The following is a 12,075-nucleotide window of genomic DNA, read 5'->3' on the forward strand; positions in this document are numbered from 1 at the left end:
AACCCCCGGCCCCCCCGGGAAATCGGGGCGCAGGCGGGGGGGGGGGGGGGGGGGCGGGGGTGGGGGGGGGGGGGGGGGGGGGGGGGGGGGGGCGCCCGGGGGCGGAGCCCCGCACCCGAACGGGTTCGAGCCGCCACGCCCGGCCGCGCGGCGCGCCGGGGCCGCGGCGGCCGTCCGGCACGGTGCTGGCATGCCTTCGCTGCTCACGCTCCCCGCCCGGCCGGGGCCCCGACCCCGCCCGCGGCTGCCGCTCCGGCCGCGCCGGCCGTGGCCGGCCAGGCCCCCGGCCAAGCGGGTGTTCGACCTCGCCGGCGCGCTGGCCCTGCTGGTGGTGTGCGCCGTCCCGGTGCTGCTGGCCGCCGCGCTGCTCTACGCGACCCGGCGCGCGGGCGTCCTCGTACGGGACCCGGCCCTCGGCCTCGGCGGGCGGCCGTTCCGCACCTGGCGGCTGCGCACCGAGGACTCGGGGTGGGCCGGAGAACTGGTGGACCACTGCGCCCTGGACGCGCTGCCGCAGCTGCTCAACGTGCTGCGCGGGGAGATGTCGCTGGTGGGGCCGCGGCCCGAGGCGCGCGCGAACCGGCCCGACCGGCTCTTCGTGCGGCCCGGAATGACCGGATTGTGGCAGGTCAGCGCACGTTCCGACCTCCCCTGGGAGGAGATGGCCCTGCTCGACCGGCACTATGTGGAGAGCCATTGGCTGGGGATGGATCTCGCGATCCTCGCGCAGACCCCTCGGGCGGCCTACCGACAGAGGCATGCCTGAGCGACACAGATCACCGCTCGCCCACCTACATTGCGGCGCGGGAACTGGGTAACCTCAAGCCTTGACTCAATAAGTTACCGCTTAGTAAGTCCCGCCCGAGGAGCCCTCCCATGCAACTCGCCGCGATCATCGTGTCGCTGGTCCTGACCGTGGTCGGCGTTGCGCTCATCTCCCGAGCCGTCGCGCAGATCTACCGCTTCGTAAAGCTCGGCCAGCCGGTGCCCTCGGGCAGCCGCACCGACGACCCGAAGGCCCGGAGCATCACGCTCGCCAAGGAGTTCGTAGGCCACACCAGGATGAACCGCTGGGGCGTCATCGGCGTCGCCCACTGGTTCGTCGCCGTGGGCTTCCTGACCCTCGGCCTGACGATCGTGACGGCGTACGGCCAGCTCTTCAAGGCCGACTGGGTGCTGCCGGTCATCGGCGGCTGGCTCCCCTACGAGCTCTACATCGAGTTCATCGCGCTCTTCACGACCCTCGGCATCGTGACCCTGATCGGGATCCGGCTCGCGAACCTGCCCTCCCGGGCGGGCCGCAAGTCGCGCTTCGCGGGCTCCAAGGCCGGACAGGCGTACTTCGTCGAGTACGTCATCCTCACCATCGGCCTGGCGATCATGACCCTGCGCGGCCTGGAAGGCGCCATCCACGGCGTCGACCACTATGAAGCCACGTACTGGGCCTCGTACCCGCTGGTCGCCGCGTTCAACGGGCTCAGCTACGCCGCCCTGCAGAACCTGATCTACCTGACCGCCATGATCAAGCTCGGCACCACCATGGGCTGGGCGATCACGGTCGGCCTCAACACCAACATGGGTGTCGCCTGGCACCGCTTCCTCGCCTTCCCGAACATCTGGTTCAAGCGCAACGCCGACGGCGCCACCGCGCTCGGCGCGCTCCAGCCGATGACGAGCGGCGGCAAGGAGATCGACTTCGAGGAGCCGGGCGAGGACGACGTCTTCGGCGTCTCCCAGGTCGAGCAGTTCTCCTGGAAGGGCATCCTCGACTTCTCCACCTGCACCGAGTGCGGCCGCTGCCAGTCGCAGTGCCCGGCCTGGAACACGGGCAAGCCCCTGTCCCCGAAGCTCCTCGTCATGTCCCTGCGCGACCACGCGCACGCCAAGGCCCCGTACCTGCTGGCCGGCGGCGGCAAGGACATGGAGGGCAACGAGAAGGCGACGCCCGAGCAGCTCAAGGACGTCCCCGCCGCCGCCCTGGCCGAGGCCGAGCGCCCCCTCATCGGCACCGCCGAGGAGAACGGCGTCATCGACCCGGACGTGCTGTGGTCCTGCACCACCTGCGGTGCGTGCGTGGAGCAGTGCCCCGTCGACATCGAGCACATCGACCACATCGTCGACATGCGCCGCTACCAGGTGATGATCGAGAGCGCGTTCCCGTCGGAGGCGGGCACGATGCTCAAGAACCTGGAGAAGAAGGGCAACCCCTGGGGTCTGGCCAAGAAGCAGCGCGTGGAGTGGACGAAGGAGGTCGACTTCGAGGTCCCGATCATCGGGAAGGACGCGGAGGACCTCTCCGAGTTCGACTACCTCTACTGGGTCGGCTGCGCGGGCGCGCTGGAGGACCGGGCCAAGAAGACCACGAAGGCCTTCGCGGAGCTGCTGAACATCGCGGGCGTCAAGTTCGCGATCATGGGCGGCGACGAGAAGTGCACCGGTGACTCGCCGCGCCGCCTGGGCAACGAGCCGCTGTTCCAGCAGCTGGGCCAGGAGAACGTGGCCATGCTGAACATGGCCTTCGGCGAGGACGACGACGACCCGTCGACGAAGAAGCCGAAGTCGGCGAAGCGGATCGTCTCGACCTGCCCGCACTGCTTCAACACCATCGCGAACGAGTACCCGCAGCTGGGCGGCGAGTACGAGGTCATCCACCACACGCAGCTGCTGCAGCACCTGATCGACGAGGGCCGCCTCACGCCGGTCACCCCGGTCGACGGCCTGATCACGTACCACGACCCCTGCTACCTGGGCCGGCACAACAAGGTCTACACGCCGCCGCGCGAGATCATGTCGGCCGTGCCGGGGCTGCGCCAGCAGGAGATGCACCGCCACAAGGAGCGGGGCTTCTGCTGCGGCGCGGGCGGCGCCCGGATGTGGATGGAAGAGCGCATCGGCAAGCGCATCAACAACGAGCGCGTCGACGAGGCCCTGTCCCTGAACCCGGACATCGTCTCCACCGCGTGCCCGTTCTGCCTGGTCATGCTGACGGACTCGGTCAACGGCAAGAAGAACGACGGCCAGGCCAAGGAATCCGTCCAGGTCGTAGACGTCGCCCAGCTCCTGCTGGAGTCGGTCAAGGCCCCGGAGCCGACGGAGGCCGAACTGGCCGCGGCCGCCGCTGCGCAGGCCGAGGAGGAGGCCGCCGCGGCGGCCGCCGCTGCAAAGGCCGAGGCGGAAGCGAAGGCCAAGGCCGACGCGGAGGCTGCTGCCAAGGCGAAGGCCGAGGCGGAAGCGAAGGCCAAGGCGGAGGCGGAGGCTGCTGCCAAGGCGGAAGCCGAAGCGGAAGCCGAGGCCGCTGCGGCGAAGACGGCAGCTGACGCCGACGCGGAGCCCGAGGCCGAGCCGGCCGCCGAGGCCAAGGCCGACGCTCCGGCCGACGAGGCCAAGGCCGAAGCCGAAGCCGAGCCGGCCGCCGAGACGAAGGCCGACGCGGACGCGGACGCCGACAAGGCGGAGGCCCCGGCCGAACCTGAAACCGAAGCCGATGCTCCGGCCAAGGACGGGGCCGAAGCCAGGCCCGAGGCGAAGGACGAGGCCAAGGACGAGGCCAAGGACGAGGCCAAGCCCGAGGCCAAGGACGAGGCCAAGCCCGAGCCCGAGGCCAAGGCCAAGGACGACGAGGTCAAGGACGAGGCCGCGGGCGCCAAGTAGGCCCCGGCACCGCACGCGAACGGCCGGTCCCCCGCCAGGGGGACCGGCCGTCGCCGTGTACGGACTGACCGCGCCCGCGCCCCAGCGCCGCGAAGCCCAGCCCGGCCGCGCCCATCTCGGCCATGCCTCCGCACCGGCCTTCACGCCGCCCTTCGGGACGACCCGGACCGGCGTCTCCGTGGCGGCGACCGCCGGCTTCGGGGCGACCGGCTCCGGCTTCGGCTTCTCGACCTGACGCTGATCCCACGGGCAGCGCCAAGACGGCGGCGGTACGGAGGGTGGTGCGGCGGGTGCTGCGCACGATGGGGGCTCTTTCCGTGGTCGTTCGTGACTCGGTGGCGGCGGCGGTCACGAACCTACGGGCCCAATATCCGCGCATTCCGTAGGCAACGTAACGAACCCCCACAGACTTCGACGTAGCAATGTAAACCCACCGACTCCGGGTACCCCTAGGGGATGTCACAGGTCAGCCGCAAAGGCCACGTGTTCCGACGGCCCGGCCACGGCCGCCGCGCGGAGCAGGTACTTTCGATCACGTGGCTGGATTCAGGATCGGACGGGGCCGGGACAACAACCGCCCCCCGCAACAACCCCCGCACGCCCCTCGGCAGCAGCCGTACGGTCAGCAGCAGGCGCCACAAGCGCCGCAGCAGCCGTACGGCCACCAGCCATACCCGAACGCCGGCCCGCCCCCGCAGCAGCACTGGCCGCAGCAGGGCGGCGCAGGGGGCCACGACGAGCCCGAGTACTTCGACCCGTACGGCAGCCGCCCGCAGCACGCGCAGCAGCCGCCGCAGGGCCAGTACGCGGCTCCGCACGAGCCCTCGTACGCGAACGACCCGGGTCACACCCAGGCCTTCTCCGTCGGCGAGGACCCGTACGGCAACGGCGCGACCTACCAGGCGGGCGTTGCCCCGGCCGCCCCCGCCGGACCGCGGCTGCCGTGGAAGGAACTGCTGCGCGGCATCGTCCTGCGCCCGGGCCCGACCTTCTTCCAGATGCGCGACTACGCCGTCTGGGGCCCGGCCCTGACCGTCACCTTCCTCTACGGCCTCCTCGCGGTCTTCGGCTTCGACAAGGCCCGTGAGGACGCGATCAAGGCGACCCTCACCCAGGCCGTCCCGATCGCCCTCAGCACGGGCGTGGCCTTCGTCATCTGCGGGCTGATCCTGGGCGGGGTCACCCACACCCTGGCCCGCCAGCTGGGCGGCGACGGCGCGTGGCAGCCGACCGTAGGCCTGTCGATGCTGGTCATGTCCCTCACGGACGCGCCGCGCCTGCTGTTCGCGATCTTCCTGGGCGGCGACAACATGCTCGTCCAGATCCTCGGCTGGGCCACCTGGGTGGCCGCCGGGGCCCTCTTCACCTCACTGATCAGCAAGTCGCACGACCTGCCGTGGCAGAAGGCGCTCGGCGCCTCCGCCATCCAGCTGGTCGCCCTGCTGTCGATCATCAAGCTCGGGACCCTCTAAGCCCCGGGTACGCGAGAGGGGCCCGGCGCGCACTGCGCACCGGGCCCCTCTCGTCGTTCACGCGTCGAGGACCTGGCCCTCGCGCTTGACCACGGGCGGCTCGACCGACCACGGGAAGTTGATCCACTCGTCGGTCTTCTTCCACACGTACTCGCACTTCACCAGGGAGTGCGACTTCTCGTAGATGACCGCGGACCGCACCTCGGCGACGTGGCCGAGGCAGAAGTCGTGGACCAGCTTGAGCGTCTTGCCGGTGTCGGCGACGTCGTCGGCGATCAGCACCTTCTTGTCGGTGAAGTCGATCGCCTCGGGCACCGGCGCCAGCATGACCGGCATTTCGAGGGTCGTGCCCACTCCGGTGTAGAACTCCACGTTGACGAGGTGGATGTTCTTGCAGTCCAGCGCGTACGCCAGACCGCCGGCCACGAACACTCCGCCGCGGGCGATGCTGAGGATGATGTCCGGCTCGTAGCCGTCGTCGGCGATGGTCTGCGCCAGCTCGCGAACGGCGTTGCCGAACCCCTCGTAGGTCAGGTTCTCCCGTACTGCGCTCATGCCTCGTGCCTCACCTGGGTGCGGTGGAAGTTCTGGAAGGAGCGCGAGGCGGTCGGGCCGCGCTGCCCCTGGTACCTGGACCCGTACCGCTCGCTGCCGTACGGGAACTCCGCGGGCGAGCTGAGGCGGAACATGCACAGCTGCCCGATCTTCATGCCCGGCCAGAGCTTGATCGGCAGGGTGGCGAGGTTCGACAGCTCCAGGGTCACGTGACCCGAGAACCCGGGGTCGATGAACCCGGCGGTCGAATGCGTGACCAGACCCAGACGGCCCAGGCTGGACTTCCCCTCCAGTCTGGAGGCGATGTCCTCTGGCAGCGAGATGACCTCGTACGTCGAGGCGAGCACGAACTCGCCCGGATGCAGGATGAAGGCCTCGTCCCCTTCGGGCTCGACCATGCGCGTCAGGTCGGCCTGCTCGACGGCGGGGTCGATGTGCGCGTAGCGGTGGTTCTCGAACACCCGGAAGAACCGGTCGAGACGCACGTCGATGCTGGAGGGCTGCACCATCGACTCGTCGAACGGGTCAATGCGAACCCGTCCGCTGTCGATCTCGGCCCGGATGTCTTTGTCGGAGAGAAGCACGTCCCGAGGATACGCAGAGCGCGCGGGCCACCCCCAATCGGAGCGACGCCCGCGCGCCCGCCTTGCCCGGCCTGCCGGCCGGCCCGCCCGCCCGCCTAGCGCTTGACGCCGCCCACGGGCACCGCGTGCCTCAGCCGCGCGCACCGCGGACAGCGCAGCAGCCGCCCGGGACCGATCCGGCCGGCACCGAGGTGCTGCAACGGGAACGAGGCGGTACTGAAAACATGCCCTTCGGCACAACGGACGACTGTGTGCTCCATCGAGTCCCTTTCCCCAACGAGCCGTACTGCGATGAATCGCCACATTAGGGGATGATCGGGACCCACTCCAGCCGCCGCTCCGCCCCCTCACGCTACGCCCCAACTCCCGCACGCACGAACCCTGCTGCACCACTTCGCGGACCGCCGCACCACGGGGGAATTCACCGCGGGTCGATCATGGGGTACAGTGTGCAACGGTAAGGCTCCAGGCAACTGGACCACCGTGCGGATGTAGTTTAATGGTAGAACATGAGCTTCCCAAGCTTATAGCGCGGGTTCGATTCCCGTCATCCGCTCCACGACAAAGCCCCAGGTCAGAGACCTGGGGCTTGTTTGTTGTCTAGACCTATCGAAGCTCGCGTGCCATTCGCGTGCCATAACTGCCCTAACGGGGCGTCAGGTTGATGTGCGCCCCGCGTGAGGATCACCTGGCCCGAGCGGTCCGACCGGATGTCGGCGCCGAGGGCAGGAACATTCGCCCGGTCCCATTCGGGCTGGGCCGCCCGCCGTCAGCAGGCACCTGCTGGAGCCGGACGGTGGCGTCGATGTCGGCGGCGAGCCTGCGCTGGTGCTCCTTGGTGGAGTGCTGATAGATCAGCTGGGCCCGCTCCGAGGACTGGCCCGCACGGACCATGAGGTCCTTCAGCTTGGCGCCAGTGTCGGCGGCGAGGGTGTTCCCCGTGTGGCGCAGGTCGTAGAAGCGGAACTCCTTCGGCATGCCGACCGCATCGCGGGCCTTGCGCCACTTGCGGCCGAAGGACGTACCTCGCAGGGGTGCGCCCTTCTCCCCCACGAAGACGAGACCCTCGGGCCCGTCCTGCGCGAACCACTCCAGATGCCGGCGGACGTCCAGGAGGACGAAGCCGGGCAGTATGATCTCCCGCTTGCCCGCACGGGACTTGGGATCTCCGATCACCCTGCGTCCCGTGTTCAGCTCCGGGGCGGCCCTGCGTACGCGTACCGAGCCCGCGTCGAGATCGACGTCGGCGCGTCGCAGCTCGGCCAGTTCCTCCGGCCGCATGGAGGCGAAGGCCCCCAGCAGGACCATCAGCCGCCAGCGGATCCCGATGGCCTCGGCGAGCGCGAAGACCTGTTCGAGGGTGGCAACGGGCCGTTCGTCGGCGTCTTCTCGCCCCGCACCGCGGATCGAGCACGGGTTGCGCCGGATCAACTCGTCCTCGACCGCCGTCTGCATGATCGCCTTCAGCAGCCGGTAGGACCTGGCCGTCGTGGTCTTTCCGGTCGCCTTCAGCCGTTCCGCGCGCCACGTCCTGACCTTGGCGGGGCTGATGGCGTTCACGTACTCCGCCCCGAAGGACGGCTCCAGGTGGAGGCGCAGGAGGCGTCGCTACAGCTCGTCGGTGGTGGCCGCGATGCCCCGCTCGTCGATCCAGCGGAGGGCGTACTCGGCGAACAGCACCTCGCCAGCGGTCGGGTCGATCCAGTCGCCACGGGCCTGGTCGGCCTGGATCTGGGCGAGGAACAGCTCCGCTTCCCGCTTGCTCTCGTACGTCTGCGGGGCGGGCCGCAGCAAGCCGTCCGTGCCGGGATAGCGGGCCTGGTAGCGGCCCGAGGGGAGGGTGCGGATCGCGCCGAAGCTGCGGCGCGGGGCCCGTCTGCGGGCACGCGGCACTCAGACCACCAGCCCGTAGCCGGCGCGGCGCCCGCGGACGGGCTCGACGGTCCGCTCGGCGATGTACGCGGCCAGCACGCTGTCGGCGATGCGGACGTGCTTGCCGAGCTTCACGTAGCGGATGCGCCGCTCGGCGATGAGGCGGCGGATAAAGCGCACGCCGGTACCGAGACGCTCCGCGGCTTCCTCGACCGTGAGGAGACGGTCGTTCGTGTTCACCTCCTTCACCGCACCGGATTCTTCGGCAATTGCATTCCGACTCTTCCCGCCCACTCCATCGGCGGCGAGGTTTTTGCGGACAGGGGTTATCGGCGATCGACGCAAGAGTTCCCTCTCGTGAAATGGACAGGGGTGTGGCAGGGGACGGGACAGCGGGTGTACCGACAGCAACCAATGGTCTGGAGAATCCCCGGTTTCGGAAACCGGGGATCGTCGGCTATATTGCGCCCGCTCCGGCCTCCGGCGGGTTCCCGAGAAGGGTCTGGGGCGGTGTTCCGAGGGCGGCTGCGATAGCGACGAGGTCGTCCACGTCGCAGCGGCGGACGTTGCGTTCGATGCGGGAGAGGGCGGTGAAGGTCATGGGCCGGCCGAGGGCGCGGACGCGGGCGGCGAGCTGGCGCTGGGAGTAGCCTCGGGCGACGCGGGTGCGCTCGATGGCTTGCGCGGCGGACCGTCCGGCGGGTCCGATTTCAAGAGATCGCGGTGGCATTGGTGTGTTGTAACTTCCGCCACAACCCGATGGGAAGCCTTCTCATGTCTGCCGTGAGCGATGCGGCTGCCACCTTCGGTGATTTCGGCAACCGGGATTCCGGCCCTACCGCAATGAGGCCGGAAAAGTTTTCAGGAGCGTTAGAGCTATCTCTGGACTTCTGGGCCTGGGGTGTGGCTGTGTTGTCCACGCACCCCGGCCTCGCCGGATTTCCTGCCCAGTTTCCGAGAGGTGACCGCCCGCGCGGCCACCAGCTAAGGAGCCGCCCCCTTGATGCCCAATATCTCCGACTCCGCCACCGCCCCGACGAAGGCTGTATGGCCGGCGGTGGCCGTCCCCGGCCAGCCCGGCGCCCACCACGCCGTCCCGGAGGCCGACGTAGCCGAGCCGAAGGCTCCAGCCGCTCCTCCCGCCTCCGCCCCCATCGGTCCCCGCACGCAAGGCGACCAGGTGCTGGCCGACCTGGCCGAGCAGATCGAGCGGTACGTGGTGCTGCCCAGCGCGGAAGCCCTCACGGCGGTGACCCTCTGGGTGGCGGCCACCCACCTGCAGACGGTCTGGCAGCACGCACCACGCCTGGCGGTGGTAGGCCCGGCGAAGCGGTGCGGCAAGTCCCGCCTCCTGGACGTCATCACCGAGACCGTCCACGACCCGCTGATCACTGTGAACGCCTCAGCGGCGGCGATCTTCCGGTCGATCGGCGAGTCGGATCCGCCGACCCTCCTGGTGGACGAGGTCGACACGATCTTCGGCTCGGCGAAGGTCGCGGAGAAGAACGAGGAGCTCCGGGGCCTGCTCAACGCGGGCTTCCAGAAGAGCCGTTACACGCTGCGCGTCGCCGGGCCGAACCACGAGGTGGTCCGCTTCCACACCTTCACCATGGCCGCCCTCGCCGGCATCGGCGACCTGCCCGACACGATCATGGACCGGTCCGTGGTCATGCGGATGCGCCGCCGCAGGAACGGCGAGACCGTCTCCGAGTTCCGCGCCTTCCGCGACACCCCAGCCCTGCACGCCGTACGCGACCGGCTCGCCGCCTGGCTGCGCCCGCGCGGGAAGGAGGCGATCGGGCTGATGCCTGTTCCCATGCCGGTGGAGGACCGGGCCGCGGACACGTGGGAGCCGCTGGTCCTCGTCGCCGACCTCGCTGGAGGCGACTGGCCCGAGCGTGCCCGCACCGCCTGCCGGGTGATGACCGCGCACGAGGCCGCCCTGGACCAGGACAACTCGCTGCACACCCGCCTCCTGGTCGACATCCGCCGCGTCTTCGCTGCCTGCGACAACCCAGCCGCCCTGCCCACCAGGACGATCCTCGCCATGCTCAACCGCGACGAGGAAGCACCGTGGGCCGACCTCGGCACCCAGGGCGTGTGCCCACGTCGCCTGCAGCTCCTGCTGAAGCCCTACGACATCAGCTCGTCCACGCGCCGCTTCCCCGAGGGGATCCAGGCCAAGGGCTTCACCCGCGCACAGTTCATGGACGCCTGGGACCGGTACTGCCCGCCCGAAGCCCCGCCCGAGCCGTCCGGGGCCTGACCCTCCCCGACCCGTCCCACCCGTCCCACGGGCTGGCCGATCCACACGTACAACGCCGCACGCACCGCCCACAGTCCGGCCCCGATGCCGCAACCGCGCCCAGGGCCCTGACCCTCACCGACCCGTACCACTCGTATCAGCGCAGGTCAGATCCGGGACGAGTCGTAAGGGCGGGACGGGTCCACCCGTACCTGCACCCGCACGCAAACCCCTGACCCGTCAAGGCGCCCGCTGGCCCACCCGCCCCTCCTACATCCGTCCCAGACGAGGTCACCACGAGGGCGGGCCACATGAACGGGACGGGTCCCACCCGTACCACCACGCCACCCGTACCTGCTCTGACCAGGCACGGGACGAGTGGGACGAGTCTTCACCCCCGCCACGGCCACCACCCCGCCGGCGGCCGCCTTCACAACCCCCGGGAGCCCCACACTTGCCCTCTCACGACCCCATCCCCAACTCCCCCGCCCAGCCCTTCCGGATATCCCTGGCCGAAGCGATCCGCACCGGAGTGGCCCTGATGGCCCTGGCCGCCTTCGCGCTCTCCTACGACGCGCTGCGCCAGATGGCCACCGCCAGCCACATCCACCCCGCGCTCACTTACGCCTTTCCCCTCGTCATCGACGGGTTCATCGCCATCGGGATCGGCGCCCTTCTCGTACTGCGGACCGCCCACCTGAGGGCCCGCCTGTACGTGGCTGGCCTCGTGAGCCTGGCCACCGCCACCAGCATCTGGGCGAACGTGCTCCACGCCGTCCGCCTCAACCAGCAGACCGGCCACACAGGTCTCCTACTGGACGACGTCACCGTCGGCGTCATCTCCGCCACCGCCCCGCTCGCCCTGGCCGGAGCCGTCCATCTCTACCTGATCGTCCAGCGCCGCCCGGCACCACCGGAGCCACAAGCACCGGCCCCGGCCCCGGCAATTAACAGGGCCATGCGCGCACGGCCCGGACGTGGCTCCGTCGCCGCGCCCAAACCGCAGCTGGCCGAAGATGTGGCTCAGCCGCAATTCGAGCAAGTGGCTGAGCCCTCGAAGCCGACCGCCGAACGGTCCGGGCAGCTGGTGGCCACCTTCGAGCAGGTGGTCGAGATCGGGCGCACCGCTCCGCTGGGCCGTGGGGGCAGAGTCTCGCGCCGCCGGGTGGAAGAGGCAGTGCGCGCCAAGGGACTAGGCGCCGGCAAGGACCTCCTCGAAAGGGCCAAGAAGGACCTCCAGGCCGAACTGGATGCTGCCGAGGCAAACGTGGCCTGACTCCCACCCCGGCTCCTCGCCCCACGGAGCACCCGAAGGGGCGGAGCGCTCGCCCCGTCCGCGGTCGTCTCCCTGCCGCACCGCCCACAGCCGAAGGCTCGCACGACGCAACATCAGCACACCCGCGTCGTCAACGACCGACGGCAGCCGGAACCGCTCACCTCGTTCCAAGCGGAGCAAGTTATCGGCTAAGACACTCTTCCCCGGCGGGGAAGCGCGTCTTAGCCGATCCCGCCCCTGGGGTGCGGGATCGGACCGGAGCCAGGGGGCACCGGTCCACCAGGCAGCGACCGAGGGCGGATCGCAGCCTGCGGAAAAGTCCACACCGCTCGCCGCAGGCGTTCGCCGAAGCGGACGGTAGCCGAAGGCCGCAACCATCACTGGCGGCGACCATGTTCCTCCAGGGGCCACAGCAGGTGT

10 protein-coding genes, 1 tRNA gene and 1 pseudogene are annotated in these 12,075 nt (G+C 70.1%); 7 read left to right on the top strand and 5 right to left on the bottom strand.

The window, feature by feature from the left end:
- Window positions 1-190: 190 nt before the first annotated feature.
- The 4 genes from ACEPPI_RS27990 (at window position 191) to ACEPPI_RS28005 (ending at window position 5,123) form a co-directional block, all read left to right on the top strand.
- Window positions 191-766 (top strand): sugar transferase, encoded by a 576-nt coding sequence (locus ACEPPI_RS27990; protein WP_373918042.1) that lies wholly within the window; start codon window positions 191-193, stop codon window positions 764-766.
- Window positions 767-876: 110 nt separating this feature from the next.
- Window positions 877-3,651, top strand: coding sequence for a heterodisulfide reductase-related iron-sulfur binding cluster (locus ACEPPI_RS27995; RefSeq protein WP_373918043.1), 2,775 nt, complete (start codon window positions 877-879; stop codon window positions 3,649-3,651).
- Between the two features lie 55 nt (window positions 3,652-3,706).
- A complete protein-coding gene (locus ACEPPI_RS28000) occupies window positions 3,707-3,886 on the top strand; it encodes a hypothetical protein (protein ID WP_373918044.1) in 180 nt (59 codons plus the stop codon).
- Window positions 3,887-4,187: 301 nt separating this feature from the next.
- Window positions 4,188-5,123: a Yip1 family protein gene (locus ACEPPI_RS28005; RefSeq protein WP_373918045.1), complete on the top strand. Its 936-nt coding sequence runs from the start codon at window positions 4,188-4,190 to the stop codon at window positions 5,121-5,123.
- A 57-nt stretch (window positions 5,124-5,180) separates the two neighbouring features.
- Here ACEPPI_RS28005 and ACEPPI_RS28010 read toward each other — a convergent pair whose 3' ends face one another.
- Both ACEPPI_RS28010 and dcd read right to left on the bottom strand, forming a co-directional pair.
- Window positions 5,181-5,678, bottom strand: coding sequence for a phosphoribosyltransferase (locus tag ACEPPI_RS28010; protein ID WP_030228732.1), 498 nt, complete (start codon window positions 5,676-5,678; stop codon window positions 5,181-5,183).
- The gene (dcd, locus tag ACEPPI_RS28015) at window positions 5,675-6,262 is read right to left on the bottom strand and encodes a dCTP deaminase (RefSeq protein ID WP_373918046.1); all 588 of its coding nucleotides are present in this window, start codon (window positions 6,260-6,262) and stop codon (window positions 5,675-5,677) included. Before dcd ends, ACEPPI_RS28010 begins: the two co-directional genes overlap by 4 nt.
- A 485-nt stretch (window positions 6,263-6,747) precedes the next feature.
- Here dcd and ACEPPI_RS28020 point away from each other — a divergent pair.
- Window positions 6,748-6,821: transfer RNA gene (locus ACEPPI_RS28020), tRNA-Gly, on the top strand.
- Between the two features lie 125 nt (window positions 6,822-6,946).
- Here ACEPPI_RS28020 and ACEPPI_RS28025 read toward each other — a convergent pair.
- The 3 genes and pseudogenes from ACEPPI_RS28025 to ACEPPI_RS28035 all read right to left on the bottom strand — a co-directional run bounded on the left by ACEPPI_RS28025 (window position 6,947) and on the right by ACEPPI_RS28035 (window position 8,864).
- Window positions 6,947-8,155 (bottom strand): annotated as a pseudogene (locus ACEPPI_RS28025) (tyrosine-type recombinase/integrase).
- Window positions 8,156-8,374, bottom strand: coding sequence for an excisionase family DNA-binding protein (locus ACEPPI_RS28030; RefSeq protein WP_373918047.1), 219 nt, complete (start codon window positions 8,372-8,374; stop codon window positions 8,156-8,158). It abuts the pseudogene before it with no gap.
- Between the two features lie 217 nt (window positions 8,375-8,591).
- On the bottom strand, window positions 8,592-8,864 hold the full coding sequence (locus ACEPPI_RS28035; protein ID WP_373918048.1) for a helix-turn-helix domain-containing protein: 273 nt from the start codon (window positions 8,862-8,864) through the stop codon (window positions 8,592-8,594).
- Window positions 8,865-9,137: 273 nt separating this feature from the next.
- Between ACEPPI_RS28035 and ACEPPI_RS28040 the strand changes: the two genes are divergently transcribed.
- Together ACEPPI_RS28040 and ACEPPI_RS28045 are read left to right on the top strand one after the other, a co-directional pair.
- Window positions 9,138-10,400: a DUF3631 domain-containing protein gene (locus tag ACEPPI_RS28040; protein WP_373918049.1), complete on the top strand. Its 1,263-nt coding sequence runs from the start codon at window positions 9,138-9,140 to the stop codon at window positions 10,398-10,400.
- A 433-nt stretch (window positions 10,401-10,833) separates the two neighbouring features.
- Entirely contained in the window at window positions 10,834-11,655 is an 822-nt protein-coding gene (locus tag ACEPPI_RS28045; protein WP_373918050.1) for a DUF2637 domain-containing protein, read from the top strand.
- Window positions 11,656-12,075: the final 420 nt, after the last annotated feature.

Source organism: Streptomyces sp. AB3(2024) (assembly GCF_041862025.1).
GTDB lineage: Bacteria > Actinomycetota > Actinomycetes > Streptomycetales > Streptomycetaceae > Streptomyces.